This window comes from Nonomuraea sp. NPDC004702 (genome assembly GCF_053601695.1).
In genome coordinates this window covers 31,262-53,675 of the sequence record NZ_JBSGCE010000061.1, presented here as the reverse complement: position 1 = coordinate 53,675, position 22,414 = coordinate 31,262, and the positions used below count along the sequence as shown (strand labels likewise).

The window sequence follows — 22,414 nt, the reverse complement described above, 5'->3', positions numbered from 1 at the left end:
CACGAAGCGCCTGGCCACGTGACCGCGTCAAAGGCCAGAGGGACAGGCTCTCGACCTATGGTCGAGAGCCTGTCCCTCTGCCAGATCGGCAGCGCTCACGTGAACGGCACCGCGCGGATGGCGATGCTGCCGTCATCGGTCGAGGCCGTCATCGGAGCCGACACTCGCGACGATAACCACAGAGCTTGCCTGGTCAACTCGATCTGCGGCGAGCTGGCCGCCATCATCATCACCGCCGACGCCGACGGGTACGCGCATCTGATCGGCTGGACCGCCCACGACATGACCAGACCAAACGTGGTCTGGGCTATCGAAGGCATCCGCGGCCACTGCGCCGGGCTGACTCGCGCCTTACGCGTTACTGGCCAGCGGCAATCGACTCCGATCGGCCCGCGACACGTCAGCCGGCGTGCCAGCGGCGAGAGCGACGTCCTTGATGCCAGCCGTGCCTGCCCGCGGAGCCTTGGGTCGCGTGCAGAGCGCCATACCTCAGGGATGGCCCGCGGGAGGCGCACGCGTGCTGCGGGCCATCGACGGTAGCGCCATCAGCGCACGCACCAGCGCCGTCAGTCAGCTCAAGAGTCTCATCCTGACCGCCTCGGAGTCGCCGCGGCGACGACCGCGCGGTCTCATGCGCCAGGCCTCGATCGACGCTTGCCCGCGCCCGCGCCCCGTGGCGGTCAGCGGCGACGAAGAAGCACCCGCCGCACCGGAATGCGACGTCTGGCTCCTCGAATCCGCGACCTGACCGACAAGGCGCCCACTGCCGGCGTCGAACTGGCCGAACTTGTCGATGAGTACGTCAGTCAGCCCTCCAGACGCGCGGCGTCGGCGTCATCACCCGCCGTCCACTGCTGGGTTTCCTGGTCAGGTCCTGGTCGCTAAAGCCACAAGGCCGCCTTGGCCGCCCGGGCCGGCGTCAGTCCTTTGGGGACCAGCCGGTGGCGAACACGCCAGCCGCCGGATCAATCCCATATCAATCCCTTCGGAGACCAAGAGCTGGACCGGGCTCCGCGTCACATCGTCCTCACGCTGGAACGCCGCGACCCCGGAACCCGAAACTATCTGGCCAGACGCGCCAGCGATGGTGAGACCCGCGGCGAAGCCATCCGCCGCCTCAAGTGTTGCCTCGGGCCGCGGGATCTACCGGCTTCTCGGACACCCGACTCCAACGACACAGGCCGCTTGACGAACATGGGGCCTCACGCGATGGCCGTCCTCATTAACGACAGCACCTGATGACCAGGCCAGAACTCGTATGCCACTCCCATGGGCGTGATTATTGGGCGTGGGTCCCGAGTGGGATGGGGCCGGCGCGTAGGTGGCGGGTCGGTAATCGTGGACGCTCGCCGAAGTTCGTTGGCGTCGCTGGTGGGGAGGCGAGGTCTTTTCCCTGATGAGAAGCCCAGTAGGGGCGCTTGCTTGTTGGGGCGGCCTTTCTGCGTGACCGCCAATCGAGAGCTCTCTAGGATGTCGCGTGTGCCGCTGACGCGCCGAACGTGCGAAGGCGCACGTCATCTCAGGAGGTAGGACGCATGATCCCATCACGGCGACGAGCGAAAAGGGTAGCGGTCGCGAACAACAAGGGCGGCACGGGCAAGACCAGCAGCACTGTCAATCTCGCAGCGGCACTCGCGGAGGCCGGCTACAACGTCTTGGTCGTCGATCTAGATCCTCAGGGTAATGCCGGGCGCCGTCTGGCCCTGGCGACGGATTACGCACAGCCGACTGTGTCGGATGTTTTGAAGGCTTTGGCGGAGCGGCCGGAGGCGGATCTGGAGGGCTGCGCGACGGACGCGTTCGCCGAGATCGGCTGGCCCGCTCCCTATAGCGAGCGGATCACTCTTCTTCCTTCTCGTCCTGATCTAGAGAATCGCGCCATGCTCGAAGCGGGCCAGTTGGGTGCGGTGCATCGTCTTGAGGTGGCCCTCGACGGCGCGGATGATGAGTTTGACTTCGTTCTTATCGATTGCCCGCCCAATCTCGGTCATCTCACTCAGCTGGCGCTCGCGGCCGCGGATGCGGCCCTGTGCGTGATGGATGCCGAGATGGATGGGATGCAAGGTGCCATGGCCTTGCGTGACTTCGTTGCGAGCAACCGGAAGAAGCTGGGCAATCCCAGCCTTGAAGTCGTGGGTTACATCGCCAACCGCGTTGATACGCGTACGGGCGCCCACAAGTTTCAGGTCGAGGAGTCGATGCCGGAGATCTTCGGGCACGACCTGTGGCAGCCGTTGCTGCCTGAGAGGGTTGCCATCAAGGACGCTGCCGATGCCGCTCCCCCTCGACCGTTGCGCGCGTTGGGGCGAGAAGGAGAAGAGATGGCATCCCGTTTCGATAGGCTTGCCGCGCGGCTGGCCATCCGGATGGGGCTTGAGGTGCCGGCCGTGGAGGTGAAATAGATGGCGAAGCCTGTACGGGGCCGACCGGCCAGAGAGACCCGGATCATCGCCGCCCCTGAGCCCGTAGCCGCTGGTGACCACGTCGATGTAACGCTGGAGGCCTCAGCGGATGCTCCGTCGCTAGCACCTGCTTCTCAGCCGGTGGGCACGGTCAGCGCGTCTCCCGCGCACCCGTCGGTGTTGGAGCCCGCGATTCGTGCTTCGGACGCGTTCGTGGAGAAGGTCTCACGTGGTGACGTGCCGACCTTGGAGGACTGCGAGAAGCACATCACTGCGATCACTACGCAGTGGCTCCTCGCGATCGGTCGCGCGCTAGCGGCCATTCGTGATTATGAGCTTTTTCGGGAGAAGGGTTTTACATCCTTCACGGCCTACATCAAGGCGGAGCATCCCTGGCACCCCACATACGTCTCGCGCGTCATCGCCGGTATTCCTGTGGTAGAGGCGCTTGCGGAACATGGTGTGGATCGCGATCTGAACGAAGGGCAGGTCACCGCCATGCGGCCGGTACTGGAAGCACACGGCCGGGATGCTCTGTTTGAGGTTTGGGATTCGACCGTAGGCAAGAGATCAGCCGCCGCTCTTGTACGGGTGGCCCGGGCCAAGGGCTATCTCCCCCCAGAGGGCTCAGACCAGGAGCTCCAGGAGGAAGGGAGGCACTACTCCCGGAACCTGGCGCGGTTCCGCCAGTTCACGGACCTGGTCGGCTCTGGCGACGGAAGGCGCCTGATCGAGGCCGCCAAGGAGGATCCAGTTTGGGGTCAAGGCGCGCTCCTCCCCGCGCTCAAGCAGGCCGTAGTGATGCTGGAGTCGGAGTTCGGCGATATCAGCACGTCGTGATGTCGATGACAAATTTGTCATCGACATCACGGTGACATCGTCACTCGCGGGCGACGATGCTCTCGACACGCGTCTAGAGGGGGCGCGCCAGCGGAGTCAGGCCCTGCCGAGGGGTGAGCGAGCACTCAAGCTCGAGGACGTGGCTCAGTCACACAGTATTCCTTGTCGCCAAGCCCGCCCCGCTGTCGGGGATCTCCTAGCGGATGCGAAGGGATCGGAGGGCTCGCGCTGGACGAAGGTTCACTCGGCGGCGCGATGGCGTTCTTCCTGGGGCGATCGTGTCTGGCGTCCCAGCGGGCGGGGGCGTGACGAACCGATGATCCGTGGAGCGGGCGGTAGCGCTGTTACGGGCATTGTCGCCGCTGATACGAATAACTCTGGCCCGCGTGGCGAGGCCGGCAGCGCCTCGTCCGGATCGCGGTCCCCTGGCCACGCGACAGGGGGACTTCGTTTCGTGGGCGCCCGTCAGGGCCATCGCGAGAGTGACTCGGTGGCCCCGGCGATCAGATGATGCCCCCCAGCGCGGCCGTGATCGACTGAAGGCGGGTGATCCGTCCCTCCGCCTATCGATCTGATCCGTGGAGGGCCCGCAGCCGCCCGAGCGGGCTTGAAGAATTCGCCACTCATGACCGATGCGGGCGCGGGCGATCGAGCCGTTTCAGAGGGGCCTAGATCGTCAGTGATGAGGCCCTGACAACCGCCAAGCTCGATCACCGCAGCGAGACCGCGAGGTCATCGCCAACAACGGCCCCCGCCGCCGGCTCAAGAATCGCCGCTCGGTCACCGATGACCCGAACTCGATGCTGGGAGTCGCACCAGCCGGACAGCGGCCACACAAGGCACACCGTTAACCTGGCATCATCGCCGGACGCACGCTCAGCGATCTGTTCAGCTCTACCGTCGCGGGGCCCGCGTCAGCACACCCCAGCAGTCCAGATCACCTCGACGCGGTCGACCAGGATCATCCGTGGCCGCTCGGCGAGAACTCCTCGTCCTTCTCATCAGGCCGCGTGGGCGTGAACTGTCGCTACGGGCGGTCCCGTAGCATCCACACCCGAAGGAACGACTTCTCCTGATCCATCACGAACGCCTGGAGGACGTTTGGGCATCGTCAGGCGGTGCCCTGAACCCGGTCCAGAGGCGTGGGCAGATCAGCGTAGTTGAGCGCTCCGGCCCGCACGGTGCGCTCAGGGATCTTCACCTCCCACCGCGACTCCTCGCCTGTCGTCTCGCTAAGGAATCCACACCGTTTCTGGCTGATCCCACCGCGGAAGCTCGGCCCGCGGCCGCTGGCTCAACGTCTCAACGTTGGGCCGGTTTATCGCGTCAACCGACACCATGATGTTCGCCACCCGACACGGGATGCCGCGATCGCGTCGGTGAAGCTCGCTGAGGAACACACGAAGCGTGTCCTCCGCGGCCTGGACTGAGCCGGCGGCAAAGCGCTGACCATCGCGCGGAACCGTCCAAGCCCGTGAACGGGCCCGGGCGGGGCGCAGCGGTTGGTATGTCCACCCAGGGGATCCACCAGCTTTACGCCTACCGGTGACTCTCGAGGCCCACTGTTATCGGAGGACGCCATGATCAGTTTTCCGGACCGCCACGGTGCCGATGTCGGCGACAGTCATCTCTGGCAGTTACCAACGGTCTCCGCGTCTGGAGTCACTGAACATGACCGCGGAGCCCGCGGCTGATCGGGGCGCTGTCTTCTGGAGGGTGTCAAGGTTACGGTATCCGCGTCATCGAAGGTGGCGGTAAGGGGGCGGAGATCACGTGTTAGAAGTGTTCGGACGCGGCGGAGGTGTTGAGCCATCGAGCGAGCGCGGTCGCGACCTCGGTGATGTCGTCGGTGCCCATCGTCCAACGCAAGGCGGTTCCTCCCTGTTCCTGAAAGGCGGCGCAGTTGTTCGTTGAGTCATCGATGAGCAGCGAATCAGGGAAAGTCATGCCATGCCGGCTCAGCCAGGGCCCGAAGAATTCGACGATACTTTCGCTCTTGAGGACCGCGACGTCGCTGGAACAGATCATGTCGTCACAGACGAAGGCCCACTCGGCGAACGTCGTCGGCCGGGGAACTGTCGGGTGCCGAGTCTCGCGCACCCGTCTGAAAGTGTCGGCGAAACAGTCCGCGTTGTCGGTGGACACGACGATCGAGGCATACGGCCTGATCTCGCGGAGCATCTCGAACAACGGAACGTTCACGCGCATGCGGGCGCAGTCGGCCAGTAGACGGCGATGGAGGAAGTCACCGCGGAATCGTCGGTCCATCTGGATGTTCATGCTCGCGATGACCTGGGTGGAGGACACCTGGCCCTTCATCCAGGCGTGGGCTCCATCGCCGGCGAAGATCTGGGCGAGTGTCTCTACCAGTCGCGAATGAAGCGGATGCCGGGTGTTGTCTCGGATGGACGCCCAGAAGGGGTCGCGGGAAAGCACACCATGCCAGTCAACGAATATCACTCGGTCGCGGCGTGACACTTCCTTCATCTCTTGGTCCTCCCGCGGGTGAGCACCGTGGCGACTTCAGTACTGAACGCCGTGCGCTTGGAACCGCGAGATGATCAGCTCCCGGAGTTCACGTTCTTGAGCGGCGATCGCGTGATGTCCGGTGCGTTCGGCGGCCGCGGCCCAGCGTTCGAGGACGTCGATCGTGAAGCGCCATTGGGCGATCGTGAGCTTGGGCTTCACGATTTCGTCCGGTGGCGGCCACGAACCGAAGCCTGGAGCGTCAGCTGCCCAGTGGAAGATTTGATCCAAGCCGGCCTGGCGGATTCCGCGCGCGAGATCGGCCCGCTGACGATCGCCGTTCACTGTCTCGACGCTGGCGTCATTGTCCATGGACGCGTCAATGAGCCCCCACTGACGGAGAGGCATCGCGATGATCAGGCCGGCACTCATATCGGCATGGTGCCGAGATCACGAAAGGTGGTCAAGGTGATCAGTGGGCCTTCGGTATGGCGGCGCCAAGGACAGGGCGGCGCAGGTGCTGTGAGTCGATCACGACATCGGTACTCTCGACCGGGGGAAGGCCCGGGCCGCCGGGATGGCGTCCTCGCTGCGGTCACCGGCCGCTGGGTTGGCGCCGACCTCACGAAGGTGTCGATTGAGTCTGCGAGATCCGCGCCATGCCATCGTCCAGGCAGGCCAGGTCGATGTCGATGAGGGACACCCCATCCACGGCGTAGACGAGGGGCGGCGATGAACTCATCGGCGCGCAAAGGATGCGTACGAGTGTGCGGTGCGAAGGACGGCAGGGGTGGAGGAGGAGAGTCAGGGCGTAGCTGGGGGCGACGATCAGAGCGCGACCTGTTGGGGAGCCTGCTGCGCGGATCTCGCGACTCTGTCGATGGGCCACTCGGGCGTGGCGACATCGAGGACCCATCCGTTGGCGGTGGAGCGGGTCGCCAAGGATGGCAGTGCCTAGCACCTCATCTCCGAAGATCTGCCTCTGGCCGCCCTCGCTGAAGGCTTTGTCACTGGTCCACGAGATCGAACACTCGTTCGGAAGGCCTGGTTGCCCTTATCGCGGGTGAGGGGCAGGTAGCCCATCTCGTCCAGAACCAGGACGCGTGGGCACAGGTAGATGCGCGGCTTGGAGACGAGCCAGCCGATGGCGCTGGCGGCTTTGGGCTGAGGGGACCATGTCGTGAAAGTGGACTTCCAAGGCGCGGGCCCGCAGGGGTTGTGGTGGACGGCTTTCCAGCGAAGGGCAGGACCGGCCTTTCATGCCCCGCGACGCTCTGTTCACTAGTGAACACCGCTGCCTGGAGTCGAGTCGCAGCACCAGACGATCAGGGGCGAGCCCGCGGGCGAGAAGCGGTGATCTCGTTGGCGTGCCGCGGCTCCTGACGTGGCCACCGTCTACGCCCAGGTGGCAGATCCGCCCGCGCGCCGATCGCGGGTGCGGGTCGAAGAGCGCGCCCACGCACTCCTCACCCACTTCGGTGGCTGCCGCGGCAGCGTCGAGCTGTCGCGCTGCGACAACTGGGCCGATGAGGTGGACCTGGTCGGCGAGCACGGCGGCATCACCATCATTGGCCACCAGGCTCGCATCGAGGTCAGCGAACACGTCGGCCTGACCCACACCATCGCCGCCGATGCCAACGACGACGCCAAGGCGGCGATGCCGCGCCACGACGCCCGCGCCCCGCACGACCCGGCCACCACCGTGGCCGAGGCTGAGATCGGGCTGGGCGCGGTGGCTCTGCTGGAGGCCGCCCACGCCAGCCTGCACCGCCTCGTTCCCGGTACCCGCCGTCGCGGCCGCCCACCCCACGCTAAAGGAGGCCTCATGACCCACCTGTCCCGGCCGCCGATCGACGACGAGGTGCGCGCCGCGATCCTGGCTCAGATGGAGGTCACCACCTCCATCTACCACCGATCCGGGATCATCGCCCGCGTCGAGGACACCCTCGCCGCCCGCCACCACGCCCGGCAGGCCCTGCTCACCTCCTCCGGCGCCGCCGCCCTGCACACGGCCTACTACGCCCTCGACCGCAGCCCGGCAGACGAGGCGAGGGCGCGGGACTACACCCTCTTCACCACCGCCACCCCGCCGCCGCAGCTCGGCGTGGTCCCGGTACTGGCCGACGTCACCCCCGACGGCGCCCTCGATCTGGAGCGCGCCGCCGACCTGGTCCACCCCGGCCACTCGCGCGGTGGTCATCACCCACATGGGGGCCACCCGCAATCCACGCACGCCGCACGGAGCTGGTGCGACGAGCGCGGCCTAGCCCTGATCGAGGACCGCTCACACGCCCACGGCGCGATGCGAGAGCGTCTATCCGTCGGCGAACTCGCCGACGCCGCCCGCTGGAGCCTGCAGGGCAACAAGACCATCACCGCTGGCGAGGGCGGCATCCTCACCACGCCGCACCGCGACCTCTATGAACGGGCGACCCTGCTCGCGCACTACAACAAGCGCGCCCTGGCAGAGATCCGCCCCGACGTGGAGCTGTATCGCGACGCCGAGGCCGGGCTCGGCCTCAAGTACCGCGCCCACCCGCTCGGATTGGCCATGGCCGCGGTCTACCTCAAACGCCTTGATGACTGGCTGGCCGACCGCCAGCATCACGCCCTGCCGCTGGAGGAGATCCTGGCCGGCCAGCCTGGCGTCGCCATTCTCACCCCGACCGGCCCTCGCCCCACCGCCACTTTCTACGCCTTCGTCTTCATCATCGACCCCGCCCGCGCCGGTTTCACCCGCGACGACCTGCTCCAGGCCCTCGCCCTCGCACGGTGCCAGGCATTGGAGACGTGCGATGCGATGCGGCCTCTGCACACCTACCCGGCCTTCACCACGCCGCTGTCGCCGGTCACCACGTACGAGACGACCAACCTCCAAACCGGCTTCCCCATCGAGCGACCACCTGGCCGCCTGCGCCGTACGCGTGACCCTCCCCGTCAGCGACGACGACGTCGGCCGCGCCCACACCGCGACCATCACCAACGCTCTCAACAACGCCCTGACCGGCCTGGCCAGCAATAGGCTGGCCAGGTGACCCACCTGCAGCAGCTCATCGACGACGCCGACCGCGACCGGATCGACAAACTCGTGGTCGGCGCCGTCGTGCACTTCGGCGGCCAGGTCCTCATCCTGCGCCGCGCCACCAACGACTTCATGGGCGGCATCGAAGAACTCCCCTCCGGCGGCGTCGAACCCGGCGAGGACCTCCTGCAGGCGCTCAGACGCGAGCTGGCCGAGGAGATCGGCTGGCGCCACCCGCTGACCATCGAGCCCGGCTTCGCCGCCAGCTTCGATTACACCAGCGGCTCCGGCCGCGCCGCCCGCCAGCTCACCTTCGCCGTCCCCGCCCCCGACCGTGCCATCACCCTGTCCGGCGAGCACACCGCCTGCCGCTGGATCGACCCCGCCGCCGCGCACGACAGCGACCTGACCCCCGAGTCGGCGCAGACCATCCACGCCTGGCTCCGATACACCCCCGGAAGCGGCGGCGGCCCCGTTCGCGCGAACTTCTGAGAACGACGCCTTCTCGGAAGTACACTCCGGTGGTGATCTCCGAGAACCCGGTCCAGGACGGATCACAACCCCCCGGAACAACTTCCGAGAACACGGGGCCGTCGGCGGACGCGGCTCAGCCGAAGCGGCACAGCGCCCGCCCCACCCCGCTGTCCACCGCCTACCAGCAGACGCTCACCGACTACAGCGCCGCGCTGGAGCGGGTGCCGCTGGCCGCCGACACCCGCCGCACCTACACCTCGCGCGTGCGCGTGTACCTGGCCTGGCTCGCCGAGCGGCCCGCCACCGTGAACGGCGATCCGCGCACCGATCGCCGCGCCCGGGACTGGGCGGTACGTGACTACCGCCCCTGCCCGCCGCGCGAGGCCGACTCCAAACGCTCGGTGCGCTACGTCAACAACGCCCTGACCGCGCTGGACGACCTCCACGTCCGGCGTGGCCTGGGCAAGGCCAACATCGGCCGCGAAGACACCCCCAAGACCGCGCCCAAGGCGATGAACGCCCCGGCCCAGATCCGTTGGCCGCGCGCCATCGACGGCTGGCCGCACCCCCGCGACCGCGCCCTGCCCCGGCTGCCCTTCCACGCCGGGCCGCGCATCGGCGACGCCGTCGCCCTGAACGTACCCGACGCGCGCCTCTCAGCCCGCAAGAGCGTGCTGATCGTCTACGGCAAGGGCGGCAAGATCCGCCAGGTGCCCATTCACCCCCAGCCGCACCGGCACCTGACCCACTGGCTGGACGCGCGCCGCTCCTGGCCCGGCGCCGCCACCCAGCGGGCACTGTTCCTCAACCGACGCGGCGCACGCCTGTCGGCCCGCGCCGCCTCAGACGTCTTCACCGCGATCGCCAACGCCGCCTGGCTGGAAGACCCGACCACCGCCCACGTCGGCCGGCATACCTTCGTGACCCAGCTGATCCGCGGCGGTGAGGACCTCGTCACTGTCGCGGAGATGGCCGCCCACGCCCGCCTGGACACGCTGCGCGTCTACAGCCAGCCCACCGAGGAGGACAAACAGCACGCCCCGCGCCACCTCACCGTAGACCGCTGACCGGCAAGGATTTCGCCGATGACCGACCCGCACGCCCCCGCCGAGCCGCTGGCCGCCCGCCTGACGGCGCTCGCCGCCGACATCAGCGCCGCCACCGAGCCAGGCGACCAGCCCGCTCCGGTCACCCTCGCGCATGCCTGCCGCGGCTTCGTGCTCGCCGGCTTTGTCAGTGGCCTGCTGGACCAGTACGCGATCCCGCGCCGCGACGCCTTCGCCGTCAGCGACGACTACTGCGAGCGCACCGTCACCCTGCTGACCGAGGTGCTCGGCGAGCAACTGCGGCACCGCTACGCCCAGGGCACCCGGCGCGCCGACCTGGCCGCCCTGCTGCGCAACGGCGAAGGGGAGCTGCTCGACGCCAGCCCCGACGACGTCGACCGCATCGCCGCGGCGATGATCGCGCTCGCGGCGGTCCTGCGGGACGCGCTCGCCCCACTGCCGAACAACGAAAGCCTGACGCCGACCATACGGCGAGCCGCCCGGATGGCCGCCGACACCGCCCGCATCCTGCACGCGCACTACGGCGGCGACTCCGGCGGCTGGTAGCCCCTCAACAACTCACTCTCGTCCGCCGCACGACCCGCCGTCCCCATCCGACGCAAGCTGACCATGGAAAACGACGACCACGCCACCGCCCAGGCGCCCGCATCACTGGCCCAGCTCACGCCGCACTCCACCACCCCGCCCCGCCCGGACGGCTGGCCCAACTGGCTGAGCCGCCACCCCAGGCCCCAGGCCGACCGCGACAAGATCCGCGAGGTGCTTCAACTACACGTCCACCAGATAGCCGACGGGCCATGCCCGATCGTGTGCGACAAGGGATTCGCCGGAGCCGGCATCGAGAAGGCCGCCGCCGATCTCGGCCATCTCCTGATCCGGCCGGCCCGCGAAGACGAGCCCGCACCTGCCCTGCCATTTCCCGGCTGGCCGCGTCAGCGCGTCGAGGCGATCATCTGGACCCTGAAGAACCAGCTCGGCCTCGAACGCCACAACGCCCGCCACCCAGACGGCCTCTGGGCACGCATCAGCCAACGCATCCTCGCCCTCAACGCCGCTATCTGGCACAACTGGAACACCGGCGCACCCGTGAAACGGTCCCTGACCGCCTACGACTCTTAATCCGGTTGTCAAGCGGCAGCGCGGGCGAGAGGAGGCGTGGGCTGGTAGGTGCGGTTGTCGCGCAGGAGTGCCCAGAGAACGTTGACGCGACGGCGGGCGAGGGCGAGGACGGCTTGAACGTGACGTTTGCCTTCGGCGCGTTCGCGGTCATAGAAGCGTCGGGACTCAGGGCAGGACTGGATGCTGAGCAGCGCGGATGTGTAAAAGACGCGCCGCGGGGCCCGGTTGTTTCGCTGGGACCGGTGCGGATTGCCGCTGACGCGGCCGCAATCGCGGGGCCGCGGGGTGACGCCGGCGAGGCTGGCGAGTTGGTCGGCGCTGGTGAAGCGGCTCATCTTGCCGGTGGCGGCGATGAACTCGGCGCCGAGCGGGACGCCGATGCCGGGCACGCCGCGGATTATCTCGGCGGACGGATGGCGGCCGAACCGGTCCTCGAGGAGAGCGTCGAGGTCGTTGAGCTGCTTGTTGAGAGTGATCAGCTCCTGGGCGAGCTGGGCGGCCAGCGGCGCGGCCGTCCGCTCGGCGGGCAAGGTGGCGTGCTGAGACCGCGCGGCCGCGACGACCTTGCCAGCCAGCGCGGCAGCGTCGCGGACCTTACGGGCTTTGAGCCAGACGGTGAGGCCGTCGACGCCGATCGCGCGTAGCTCAGCCGGGGTCTGGAAGCCGGTCAGCAAGGTCAGCGGACCCTTGGTGGTCAAGTCCAGGACGCGCCGCGGGGCGGGGCGGATAGTCGGCGACTGATCGTGCGGCCGGTTGACCGCCCGGGTGCGGTCAGCGGCCAAATCCTTGCGTCGAGCCACCAGCGTTCGCGGCTGGACGACCACGTCATCGTCGCCGTCCAGGACGGTCGGATCGCGGCGCGTCCGAGCCTGATCAGCGATGATCAAGGCGTCCTTGGCGTCGGTCTTGTCCGCCCCGCGGTAGCCTTCGGCCGCCCGGTTGACCACGATGCCCGGCACGTAGACGACCTGCTGACCATGATCGATCAGCAACGTCGACAGCGGCACCGACTCGCTGCTGTGCGGATCGATCGCCCAGGTCACGTCCTCGGCCAGGCCCAGGACGTCCCCGATCGTCGCCAACGGTGTGGCTTCGTCGTTGGCAACGCGACGGGAGAACACCCGCGTGCCGTCTCCGTCGACCACCGCCACGTGATGGTGTTCCCCGCCGATGTCCACCCCGGCCCACGCTCGCCTCGACTTAAGCCTCTCCCCAGCAGATCCCTTGTCCAGCCCGCGGACGACCTCGCCGTCAGGTCCCTACTCAGCGATCAGATCGCGACTCTTAATCAGAGGCCGGGTCCGGCATGAGGGGGTGAGCGGCGAGTCGTAGGGAGCCACGGGAACGGCAGACCACTGAAAGCCACACTCACCCCTCCGGGGCATCTGAACGCTACGAGCCCAGATGTCACAACGGTAGGGACCACGGACCTACATTCACATCAGCGATCTAGTGGAGGTCCAGCGCGTGATCGGGACGAACTTCCTGCCGTCGAGGGTGCTGCGGCCGACGGACAGGCAGACCATCGAGCGGGCCTTCGGCGCGTTCCGATCGCTGCTGTTCGGGCGGCTACTCGGTTACACCGGCGTCGATGTCGCCGACCGCGGATCTGATAGGAGACGCGGTGCTGACCGTCGAGCGGATGGAACACGAGATCGCCACCTGGATTGTGAATGTCTGGCAGAACCGCGAACTCGGAGGTCACGCCCCCGCGCGGGGTCCTGGGCAGGCAGGCGCGAGCCTATGTGATGGGACTGCTGGCACCGATCGAGCGGAAAAGCAGCTGGCAGCTGGCCGGAGGCGGCCGGGGATGCGGCTCCGGATCGGATGCGGCGCCTGTTGAACAGCGCCCACTGGAACCCTCGCGAGGTGCGCGCCGACCTGCGCGGATGCGTGATGGAGCGCTCGGCCGCCGCGACGGCGTACTGACCGTGGATGAGATCGGGTTCCCGAAGAAGGGCGACAAGTCGGCTGGCGTCCAGCGCCAGTGCCGACGCGCCGTCGTACAGGGTCCCTAACGGTCCCAGCCGCCGTCCGGCGCTCCCCTCAGCCGGCGGAGATTCGTCGGCCGGTCCGACTTCGGCAATCACCGGAAAATCGAGCCCCCAGAATGCCCGCTGAGAGACTTTTATCGCCGACTCGTAGCCAGGACCCTCGAAACCCCCTTCGACCAGCTGCGTGAATTACAGCCCCGTATGGACGTTTCTTGGCCTGATGGCGGATTCCCAGCACGAACACGGGACGTTCTGGCACGTGGCAGGTCAGCAGCGCAGAGGTGGTCTGCCCCGTCGGTGACATGACCTCGTTCGAGGTGCGTCGGGCCGAGCTGGTGCGCCGGTTCACCCGGCGGACAGGGCCACGGCATCGGCCCGGGCTGGCCTTTGTGGTCAGTATGGGGCCGCAGGTGGGTTCAGAGTCTGGAGGAGGCCAAGCGCCTGCTGGCGCTGGACTTCCTGGGCGGGATCACCACGCTGTTGTGTTAGCCGTTCTGGCTGCGCTTCGACCAGGCGGAAGAACCAAGAGCGGAAGGCCTCGCCGTCGGCTGGCGGCCACACCAGAGTCAGCCGGCGCGGCGGCGGCCGGTCCGGTTGCCGCTCCCCGAGGTCGGCGTCGGGCCGGATCATGCGGTGCTCGCGTCCTGGCCGGAAGCGGGCGCGGTCCTCTTGGTGCGGGGCCGGGCAGTGGCTTGACGGCGGGCTGTGGTCTTGGCGTAGTCGGTCTCGTCGTGGTGGCTGAGCACCACGCTTTCCAGGATGTGGCGGGTGAGCGTTTCGATGCCGGTGTCCATCGCCGTGTGTGCCGCCTCCTTGAACGGCATGGCCAGCGAGCCGATGTAGCCGGAGGTGTGTTCGTGCAGGTAGCGCCGGTGGTGCAGGGTCAGGTCGTCGGCCGGGTGATCGAGCGGGATCAGGTTGATCTCGAAGTGGCGCACCAGCGACATCCAGGTGCGCTGCTGCTCACGGGTGATGATCGTAAGCGGGGCCAGGTCTGTACATCCAGCCCTAACGCCTCGGCGATCGTCCAGGGCGGGGGGGTCCGTTCCGCAGGGCCATCCGATCGGCCCACGACGTGAAGGACTCGCCGTACGCCGGTGCCACGACCAGCGTCAGCCGCCGGGGCCAGAGCGTCATCATCTCCCGGGCCGAACCTCCTGCGATACACGTGCCTACTGACATCTCCAATGGCCTACTGCCATCTCTACTGACATCCCTGGCGCCGTACTGACATCTGCAAGCGCCTCAGACACTCTGGGAGTCTCAACTGTCAGCGCGTCCCACAATGATCACAGACGTCAATACACTATTGACATGCCTAAGCGCGCAGAACCTCAAGTCAGCAAATCCGCAGGTCAGAGGGCTCTTGAAGAAATAGTAGAGCGTCGGCGGAGCGTGCGTGATCCCGATCTGGACGTGTTGCTGCATGAGATTCCGGCGGAGCAGCCGGTTGCGGTGATTCGGCATGTCCTGACTTGTCGGAGAGTGCCGGACTGGGTGATCTCGAACGACGTCATCGACGCCCTATGGGTGCTGGCCTACATCCGCCGGTACACGCCGCATGTCCCTGACGAGGCTGATCGGCTCGAACACGACCTGCTCGAGCTGGGATGCGCGAAGCAGATCGCGATGATCAGGATGGCGCCTCCGCTGAACGTCCGTACGAGGCAGGCGGTGGAGAACCGGATCCTCCGGCACCGCGCGGCCAAACTGGGCCTGGCGAGGAGCGAAAGGGAAGAGCGCGCCCACCGGCTCTCGACCGTCAGCCCTCAGCTCACATCCGCTGAAGCGAAGTGGTACGACCGTCATGCCCTGCCTCTGTGGGAGACCGCGTCGGAACTCGTTGGCTTCCGTGCCCGGTACGACCATCTCATCGATGATGAGCTCGCGGAGAGCCTCATCGGGTTGCGTCGCGCGGTACGCGAGATGGAGTGGCCACTGACTCCCGCGCGCTTCCCCACCCTCCGTGAGATCGGATGGTGGGCTCAGGAGATCGTGGACGCGCTCGACGACGAACGGTACGCCAGCTTCCGTCAGCAGATCGGCGACGTACTCCCGCGCTTGGCCCAACTCGCCAAGCAACAACACGAGGCTCGGTTCGGCGCCATGTGAGTCACACGCTCGGTAGTACTCCAGAGTGATTTCGTGATGTCGAAGCCACCGTCTCCAGTAGTGGCTGACTCGGGCGCGGGTCAGGTGGTGGCGCCGGCGTTGTGACCAGGACAGCGCCTACGTGAGCGGCCGGGGTGACCGTCGCGGTCAGGTGTGCCAGCAGGCGGCGGATCTCGGCTGGCGTGAGGGAAGCAGGCCGCTCGTGCCTTTAGATTGCCACATCACCTTGGCCACGCTCGCCCACGCCTACCTTGCCCGTCACCCGCCGCGAACGACCAGCGCTGGCAGCTGGTCCGGCGCAGCCCCCAACGCCAAAGGCGAACTCGAACTGGCCTGTGCCATACCCCTGTCGGCACCACCGAAGACCTCATCACGATCGCCGGCACCCGCTGGGCGATCGAGGAATGCTTCCACAGCGCCAAGAACGAGACCGGCCTGGACCGGACCAAGTCCGGCGCTACGAGGCCTGGGCAGGTAACCGGGCTCGGCCTCGAAGCGCACATCGGCCAGCGCCCAGTCATGCAGTCGCTCTCCCTGGGCGCCGCCTCGGACGGCGCCTCGGACGGCGCCTGGGCGGTCAGGGTAATGACGCGGATATCTCCGCCCACCCCATGGCCTCGGTCTGGTTCTTGGGCACCGCGACCACATAGCTCATGTGGTGTTCTTCCAGGAAGTGCCGACACGTGACTCCATGCCGTGGGCCTTATCGGCCGTCACCCCGGCAGGCGTGCGATCCGTGACTTTGCCAGATACAACTCGGCGTCGATCAGTGCCCTGCCCAGCGGGGAGGCGTAGACCAGGAACACGCGCATCTGGTCGTTGTACACCCGACCCGTCGAACCGGAGTACTGACGCCGCACGCCGGTCGATTCAGGAAGCCGGTGTCGTCCACGATCAGCACGTCATCACGAGGGCCGTGATGGTTCGTCATGTATCCGCGTAGGTCAGCTCGCACGTGATGGGGATCTCAGCGGGCGCTGTTCAACAGGCGCAGCATCCCATGGGGAGCCGCGTCCTCAGCCGCTTCCGCCAACTGCCAGCCGGTTCTTACGCTCGATCGGTGCCAGCGGTCCCATGTCGTCCTGGCTGCGCGTCGCTGGCATCCAGTCGCCTCTCCTCCTGCGAGAAGGGCGCCCCCTGCGAAGGGAACCATCAAGCAATCACCTCTCTAGATGGCCGTGCCCTCTGCCCGGGAGTAGCTTGATCGTCGAGAGGCCACCTTCATCGCGGTAGGTCCAGAGGCTCCGGCGTTGGCGCGCCTCGCGAGGGTGGGTTCTGCAGGTATCGACCAGGTTGACCATATACATCGGCGGGTCTTGCGAGAGAGGCCAGGCCCGTATGCCACGAGGTATCCGAGAGCCTGTCCTTTGGTCGCCCGCGTTAGCTTTGGGGCCGCAGAGTGTCGCGGGGGGTCCATGGGGTCCCTGATGCTACTTACTCGAGGCCCTTCGCTCCCCTACGGGGCCTGTGGATCTTGCTGCCGACTCGGATAGCCCCTGTACGGCCCTAGAAGGCACCTCAGAGCGGCGTACCCCCTTTCGGGTACCGCCTATCCGACCCTGTCGCGTTCGGCCCTTAGGCGCGTTTCGGCAGGTCAAATGCCGTTACTCGGCGGTAGTTTTGGTGGACGGTAGGGCGTCGGCGCCCAGAGGGGGAGTTTAGGACTACACGGCCCCCGAAGCGCGTCCGAGCACTCCCCTGACGTGTGCGATGCCTCGTGTGGACAGCTGTTGACACTGTCTCGATTCGATGACATCGAGACTCAAAAGTGGCCCTGACCTGCGGTTTCACAAACGCACTTACAGCAACACACACATCGTGCCCACAGATGGCAACTTCAACGGGACTGGGTCACGAGATACATGTGATGAATGCCGAGTGTTTGATGACCCTGCGCATTGCCGCCTATCGCGTTTGACATGCGCGAAGCATCAGTAGGAGAGCCACTCGCTCTGAGGAGATCGAACGGGCGCTACGACGTCAGCAGCTACAGACTCGTTCACTTGTTCGGCACTTCATAAGCTTTCTGTCACAGAACCGCGCTTCATGTGGTTCTCTCCCGCAAGGGCGGCGCCGGTTATGGTACGACAGGGGCTGCGGATCATTCCCACGGCACCGAAACACGAAAGGCTACGTGACATGTCACAGCCATCAAGTGCGCCCGAGCTGGCACTAACCTCTACAGCTTGGGCGCGTGAGGGGCTAGAGCAGCGAGAGAACCGTAAGCAGCAGGACATCAAGAACGGAGACGCGCGGATCAAGGTCATCGCGTTCGCTAACGGCAAGGGAGGCGTGGGTAAGTCCTCAATGGCAGCCGCGTTCGCCGCAGCCGCCGCGCGCGCTGGGCTACGCACCCTGCTGATCGAGCTGGACCAGCAGGGGAACAACGCCGAAGACCTAGGCTTCGTCGCTGACAGGCAACTTGCGGACGACGGTGCGGCCCAGGCGCGAATGATCCTTGAAGGCGCTAAGCTCCAGCCGACCGGCACGCCGCGCAAGAACCTGGACGTTCTACCTGGCGGAGAACTTCTGGAGAGCGTTGCGGAGGAGTTTTACTGCCAGCGGCGACTCTCGCGACACAGCGGGGATCATTCCTGGGTTGGGATGTACGCCGCGGCTATCGAGCAGGTCTACGAGGACTATGACCTCATTGTCCTCGACGTCGCCCCTGGCTCCAAAGTTCTGCAGTTGCAGGCTCTCGTAGCCGCCGACGTGGTAATCATCCCTTCAAAGTCTGACCCTTCATCACGCAAGGGCTTGCGTCTCGTGGCAAGACGCTTCCGGGAGGCTCGCGAGCACAACCCGGACCTCGCCCTGCTGGGCGTAGTTCTGTTCGCCACGAACAGCTCAGCGACCCGTGTCAAGCAAGGTATCCGGGACCAACTGCAGGAGGACTTGGCCGGCAACGCACCCGTCTTCGGGACGGCGATTCGCCACGTTGAAGCCGTTGCTGTCAGATGTCGTACTTTGGGCATGGTGCCCGAGGAACTGGCGGCTGCGCTGGATGTTGAGCCGTCCCTTCAGAAGAGCGCCGCGCAACTGGCCCAGGACTACCGCAGTCTCACCATGGAGATCCTCACAGCCATCAACGAGGTGCGGGAGGCACTCAACGCTGCCGATGAGCCGGATGATGTGGAGGCAACAGCATGAGCGCCCCTGTAGACAGGGACCCGCTGCCTCAGGCTGATGAGCTGAGCGCCTTCGCCTCGGCTCTGGGACCCAGACGGGCGCGTCGCGGTCAGAGGACTGCGAGCACCCCTTCTCCTGAGCAGCGAGCTGACAGCGACAAGGCGCCAGCGGACGAGTCGATATCGCATGGGCCGTCAACGGCAGCCGAAGCAAGGGCGACCTCCATGGCCGCAGCGTCGCCGACGCATTCCTCACCCCCCGCTCCGTCCAAGTCAGGCTCCACGCCAAACAATGACGGGTCATCCGCATCCGAGACCCGTACCACAGGAATACCGGTCGATGACGCCGATGCGTCCGTGGCAAAAACCCCTACCTCCAAAGAGAGAGATCTTCAGCAACCGAAGCACCGGGAGGGGAGTGATAGGTCTACTGAGCCATCACCGAGCTCAGAGGAGACAGTTCTAGCACCAGAGCACGGCAAGACAACTGATGCCCCGGCGGCGCCTGCCACGCTCCCCACCGTCTCAGCGACCATGGAGGCGGGCCCGAGGATCGGCTCTTCGGAATCGGAGCCAGCCGCGGCGGCACCTAACACACCGACTTCCGCTGACCAGGCCGCAGGGATGGCACGCGACCCTGAGCGGCCTACGCGTCGGGTGCAACCTGGCACTGAGGAGCCGCTCGATGGAAGCATCGCAGGGGCGGTATCTACTCGGCGGCGCCGTTCTCCCGTCGGAGCGGCCTCTGGCTACTTTCAACCGCGCCCGGCTGAACTTCCCGCTCCCATCAAGACGCTCCTCGCGCAGCTGCCGCCCAACTACGTGAGTCTTTATCAAAGCTTCAGCGACGCGGCCAATCCATCGGTGGACAACGTTGGCCGAAATGTGCGCCTCAGCGCAGGGCTCGCAGCGCGGCTGAACCAGCAAGCCGTGGCGGACAGGAGACGGTTGGCGGCCGGTCGGCGGCGGCCTCCTCTAGCTCCCAGTCACTACATCGATGCCGCCTTGCGACAAGCTCGTCGACAGCCCCTCGAGGTGCTCGTCGAGATGGGGCACAGCTTCAGAATTCGCACCTCACACGAGGATCTGCCGAGGTCCAACACGTTCAATCTCACATCGGAAGTGAATGCATGGGTGGAAGATCTGAAGGACGACCTGTCCCTGGATCTCGCGCATAGAGGCATGCTCGGGCACGTCATCAACGCGTGCATCGAGGCGTTTCTTGACGGATTGGAGCATGAGGCAGCGGTCTCATCCTGATCACGGCGCGGATGAGCGACGGGCAGGGGGCCTCAACGTTGGAGGCCCCCTGCCGGCTGACGTGGTCGATGGCCGCGGCCGCGATGCGGATCATGTGGTGTCACTGGCTTCGGGGAGGTACTGGGCGACCCAGTTCCTGGCAGCTCTTGTCACGGGCAGCGGCGGCGCGCGCATGATCAGGATCGTCCGAAGCACGGCTCGGTGACGTTGCCGCGCCGAGGGAAGGTACCGGCTTCGATGAGGAAGCCGTCACAGCGGCCCGGTGTTGGAGTACCTCCAGGCTGGGAGGGATCTTCTCAGATTCATGGTCCGCTGCGGCAGAGACCGGTTCCGGCAGAACCAATTCCTCTGTCGGCGCGCTGGGATCACCCAGTGATGACCCCGCGGGTGCCGGTTCCGCCGGAACCGGAATCGAACCCTCGGCAGCGCTGTCCCTGACGCCCTTCGTCTCGTCCACGCCGACCGCGCCACCGAGACCCAGCAGGAGGCGGCGCGCGGCTTCCTTGGCGTTGAGTCCTTCCTTCCGCGTGATCTGCCAGGCCGGTGCGACGAGCTCGGCCTGATCACCCGAGGCGGAAAAGAGAAGTGCCGTGTCAACCCCGAGCGCCTTGAAGACAATCAGCTGCTGAGTAATGGCAGGCAGCTTCAACAGCTTGACGCGCTTGACGATGTGCGACTTGCTCCGGCCGAGACGGGTAGCGATGTCCTGGCAGCGGTAGCCGCCCTCGTCCCTCATTCGGCGATAGCCTTCGACCGGTCCTCGCCGTTCCAGGCCAGGACGCGCAGCAGGCCAGCGGCTGAGGTCCGCACGACGTCGGCCGCCAGCATGATCGGCCTGGGCGGCCAGCGGTCCGCGAGCGAGCCGCCGTGCAGCCGGAAGACGCCGTAGACCGGCAGCATCGTCCCGAGGGCTGCGGTGCCGTGCCGCAGAGCATGATCCCCACAGGGTGCCCTCACACGGCGACGACGAAGAACTGGCGTCCGAAACCCGAGAATCGCCGACCGGTGATGAGTAACACCAGAAGGGCGGCACCGAAGCACGGCGCCGCGCGATGGCGTGGTCGGGAGGGGCAGGGTATTTCGACGAATGGCTCACGTCATGCAGGGCGTTCTACACCGTTGTAGGGCCGTTACACGGAGGCCCGTGAAACTGACGTTGCCCATCAATACTGGGTGATCGCTTGCTCGCCGTTCGTCGGTGTGAATTACTGTCGCTCGATCCCAAAGGCCGATAGCGTGACCGCCTGGACTCCTTGGCGCGTCGGCTGGTACGTCAAGCAGAGGTGATCTCGACATGGTGATCCGACAGGTGGCGTCCCTCGTAGGTTCCTGCTGCCTTCTCGCCCTGGCGGCGGCCTGCGCAGTTTCGCCTCCGACCGGTCCGGCGTCGGGGCGGTCAGACGCCACCCCGCCGACCCCCCACACCGCGACCCCGGCGGCCACGCCATCGCCCGGACACATGACCTTGCGCATGCCGGCCATGGAGGCGGGCACCACCACCGTCCTCAAGGCGGGGCCGAGGAAGGGGTCCATGGTCGTGGGGGACATCCCCTCCGGCAAGGACGAGCTGTGGGTCCTGTTCCGCTGCCGAGGACAGGGCAAGGCGGAGATCATCCTGGAGCCAGGCATCGACATGCCCTTCACCTGCCTCGACGACGTGATCAGCCCCATCATGAACCGCCTCGACCTGGGCCGGAGGAAGACCCTGACCGTACGAGTCCAGGCCCCGGACTCGGTCGAGTGGGCCCTGCGCGTGACTCGCTGAGGAGGGTGGTCACGGCCGTGGCGAGGTGCGGCCCACCGGGTGAGAGATGTACGTCCACACCTGGCCGATCGGCGAGGCCGAGCAGGGACGCGTGCCTTTCCGCCTCGGCGACAAGGCCCGTTCTGGGCTTAGCCGGGCCTTGGCCGCCGCGGTGTACTCCCGCACGGCACAGACCCACGAAACGCTCGATGGCCGCCGTGTCGTGCCAGCAGTATGTCGCCGCAACGACACGCCCCGCCGGCCCTCACGGTCGGAATGTCACCCTCCATTGTCGGCGATCTCGGAATTGAGCCACTAAACCGTGATCACCTCCAGGTAATTGAGCCACGGTGAGGATCACGGAATAGGGTCAGGTCAAGGCGGCTTTCTCCGTTCCCGGTGCCGGAGGGTACTGCTCGCGAACGTCTGCCTCCAGGGCGCTTCGCGTCGCTTTGCGATGGGCCTTCGGCCCACCCTGGCCCCAGCCGCCCGCGAGCAGGCGGAAGAGCACTTGTCGGGAACGGGGAAGGAAGTGGCTCAATTGGCGGATCGCTGACACCATCTGGTGGCCGTTGCCGAGGCGCATCTCCAGCACGGCTATCCCAACCACTTTCGAACCACGGCCTGAGGTAGACATCCCGAGCTTGTCGCACTCCCAAGACCTCCTCATCAGCACCCGCAAGTGGTGCCGCGGCTACATCGGTTCTCGGGCATCACCTCGATGAGGCGACATCTCTGTGTACCAGCGGACGATCGGCTGCAGGTAGTCCGCGTGTGGGCTGTCCA

The 22,414-nt window shown here is 66.5% G+C and carries 19 protein-coding genes and 2 pseudogenes; 14 read left to right on the top strand and 7 right to left on the bottom strand.

Annotated elements, in window-relative coordinates; genetic code table 11:
- Positions 1 to 57 precede the first annotated feature (57 nt).
- The 4 genes from ACWEJ6_RS43425 to ACWEJ6_RS43410 all read left to right on the top strand — a co-directional run bounded on the left by ACWEJ6_RS43425 (position 58) and on the right by ACWEJ6_RS43410 (position 3,242).
- Positions 58 to 540, top strand: a complete 483-nt coding sequence (locus ACWEJ6_RS43425; protein WP_452431355.1) for a hypothetical protein — start codon at positions 58 to 60, stop codon at positions 538 to 540.
- Positions 518 to 748 (top strand): hypothetical protein, encoded by a 231-nt coding sequence (locus ACWEJ6_RS43420; RefSeq protein ID WP_452431354.1) that lies wholly within the window; start codon positions 518 to 520, stop codon positions 746 to 748. The genes ACWEJ6_RS43425 and ACWEJ6_RS43420 overlap by 23 nt, the downstream gene beginning before the upstream one ends.
- A 787-nt stretch (positions 749 to 1,535) precedes the next feature.
- The gene (locus ACWEJ6_RS43415; RefSeq protein WP_452431353.1) at positions 1,536 to 2,402 is read left to right on the top strand and encodes a ParA family protein; all 867 of its coding nucleotides are present in this window, start codon (positions 1,536 to 1,538) and stop codon (positions 2,400 to 2,402) included.
- The gene (locus ACWEJ6_RS43410) at positions 2,403 to 3,242 is read left to right on the top strand and encodes a hypothetical protein (protein ID WP_452431352.1); all 840 of its coding nucleotides are present in this window, start codon (positions 2,403 to 2,405) and stop codon (positions 3,240 to 3,242) included.
- Positions 3,243 to 5,018: 1,776 nt separating this feature from the next.
- Here ACWEJ6_RS43410 and ACWEJ6_RS43405 read toward each other — a convergent pair.
- Positions 5,019 to 5,729: a hypothetical protein gene (locus tag ACWEJ6_RS43405; protein ID WP_452431351.1), complete on the bottom strand. Its 711-nt coding sequence runs from the start codon at positions 5,727 to 5,729 to the stop codon at positions 5,019 to 5,021.
- A 36-nt stretch (positions 5,730 to 5,765) separates the two neighbouring features.
- Positions 5,766 to 6,140, bottom strand: coding sequence for a hypothetical protein (locus tag ACWEJ6_RS43400; RefSeq protein ID WP_452431350.1), 375 nt, complete (start codon positions 6,138 to 6,140; stop codon positions 5,766 to 5,768).
- A 952-nt stretch (positions 6,141 to 7,092) separates the two neighbouring features.
- On the opposite strand from ACWEJ6_RS43400, the gene ACWEJ6_RS43395 reads away from it, so the two are divergent.
- The 5 genes and pseudogenes from ACWEJ6_RS43395 to ACWEJ6_RS43375 all read left to right on the top strand — a co-directional run.
- Positions 7,093 to 8,730: a DegT/DnrJ/EryC1/StrS family aminotransferase gene (locus ACWEJ6_RS43395; RefSeq protein WP_452431349.1), complete on the top strand. Its 1,638-nt coding sequence runs from the start codon at positions 7,093 to 7,095 to the stop codon at positions 8,728 to 8,730.
- Between the two features lie 9 nt (positions 8,731 to 8,739).
- Positions 8,740 to 9,222, top strand: a complete 483-nt coding sequence (locus ACWEJ6_RS43390; RefSeq protein ID WP_452431348.1) for an NUDIX domain-containing protein — start codon at positions 8,740 to 8,742, stop codon at positions 9,220 to 9,222.
- A 32-nt stretch (positions 9,223 to 9,254) separates the two neighbouring features.
- Positions 9,255 to 10,271 carry a tyrosine-type recombinase/integrase gene (locus tag ACWEJ6_RS43385; RefSeq protein ID WP_452431347.1) on the top strand — a complete coding sequence of 339 codons (1,017 nt, stop codon included), beginning with the start codon at positions 9,255 to 9,257 and terminating at the stop codon, positions 10,269 to 10,271.
- Positions 10,272 to 10,289: 18 nt separating this feature from the next.
- Positions 10,290 to 10,817, top strand: a complete 528-nt coding sequence (locus ACWEJ6_RS43380; protein WP_452431346.1) for a hypothetical protein — start codon at positions 10,290 to 10,292, stop codon at positions 10,815 to 10,817.
- Between the two features lie 222 nt (positions 10,818 to 11,039).
- Positions 11,040 to 11,390, top strand: a pseudogene (locus tag ACWEJ6_RS43375) (IS982 family transposase); the annotation flags it as partial.
- Positions 11,391 to 11,398: 8 nt separating this feature from the next.
- Here the strand turns inward: ACWEJ6_RS43375 and ACWEJ6_RS43370 are convergent.
- Positions 11,399 to 12,568, bottom strand: coding sequence for an IS110 family transposase (locus ACWEJ6_RS43370; RefSeq protein WP_452431345.1), 1,170 nt, complete (start codon positions 12,566 to 12,568; stop codon positions 11,399 to 11,401).
- A 495-nt stretch (positions 12,569 to 13,063) separates the two neighbouring features.
- Between ACWEJ6_RS43370 and ACWEJ6_RS43365 the strand changes: the two genes are divergently transcribed.
- Entirely contained in the window at positions 13,064 to 13,408 is a 345-nt protein-coding gene (locus ACWEJ6_RS43365) for a transposase (protein ID WP_452431344.1), read from the top strand.
- A gap of 602 nt (positions 13,409 to 14,010) precedes the next feature.
- On the opposite strand, the gene ACWEJ6_RS43360 is transcribed toward ACWEJ6_RS43365, so the two are convergent.
- Entirely contained in the window at positions 14,011 to 14,331 is a 321-nt protein-coding gene (locus ACWEJ6_RS43360) for a hypothetical protein (RefSeq protein WP_452431343.1), read from the bottom strand.
- A gap of 448 nt (positions 14,332 to 14,779) precedes the next feature.
- Here ACWEJ6_RS43360 and ACWEJ6_RS43355 point away from each other — a divergent pair, with 448 nt between their 5' ends.
- Positions 14,780 to 15,496 carry a hypothetical protein gene (locus tag ACWEJ6_RS43355; protein WP_452431342.1) on the top strand — a complete coding sequence of 239 codons (717 nt, stop codon included), beginning with the start codon at positions 14,780 to 14,782 and terminating at the stop codon, positions 15,494 to 15,496.
- A gap of 474 nt (positions 15,497 to 15,970) precedes the next feature.
- Here ACWEJ6_RS43355 and ACWEJ6_RS43350 read toward each other — a convergent pair.
- Positions 15,971 to 16,572: pseudogene (locus ACWEJ6_RS43350) on the bottom strand (transposase); the annotation flags it as partial.
- A gap of 1,063 nt (positions 16,573 to 17,635) precedes the next feature.
- Here ACWEJ6_RS43350 and ACWEJ6_RS43345 point away from each other — a divergent pair.
- On the top strand, positions 17,636 to 18,646 hold the full coding sequence (locus ACWEJ6_RS43345; RefSeq protein ID WP_452431340.1) for a ParA family protein: 1,011 nt from the start codon (positions 17,636 to 17,638) through the stop codon (positions 18,644 to 18,646).
- An 800-nt stretch (positions 18,647 to 19,446) separates the two neighbouring features.
- Positions 19,447 to 19,884: a hypothetical protein gene (locus ACWEJ6_RS43340; RefSeq protein WP_452431339.1), complete on the top strand. Its 438-nt coding sequence runs from the start codon at positions 19,447 to 19,449 to the stop codon at positions 19,882 to 19,884.
- Positions 19,885 to 19,984: 100 nt separating this feature from the next.
- On the opposite strand, the gene ACWEJ6_RS43335 is transcribed toward ACWEJ6_RS43340, so the two are convergent.
- Together ACWEJ6_RS43335 and ACWEJ6_RS43330 are read right to left on the bottom strand one after the other, a co-directional pair.
- The gene (locus ACWEJ6_RS43335; protein WP_452431338.1) at positions 19,985 to 20,620 is read right to left on the bottom strand and encodes a hypothetical protein; all 636 of its coding nucleotides are present in this window, start codon (positions 20,618 to 20,620) and stop codon (positions 19,985 to 19,987) included.
- Complete coding sequence (locus ACWEJ6_RS43330; RefSeq protein WP_452431337.1) at positions 20,617 to 20,784, bottom strand: hypothetical protein; 168 nt, start codon at positions 20,782 to 20,784, stop codon at positions 20,617 to 20,619. Before ACWEJ6_RS43330 ends, ACWEJ6_RS43335 begins: the two co-directional genes overlap by 4 nt.
- 559 nt (positions 20,785 to 21,343) lie before the next feature.
- On the opposite strand from ACWEJ6_RS43330, the gene ACWEJ6_RS43325 reads away from it, so the two are divergent.
- Positions 21,344 to 21,649 (top strand): hypothetical protein, encoded by a 306-nt coding sequence (locus ACWEJ6_RS43325; RefSeq protein WP_452431336.1) that lies wholly within the window; start codon positions 21,344 to 21,346, stop codon positions 21,647 to 21,649.
- Positions 21,650 to 22,414: the final 765 nt, after the last annotated feature.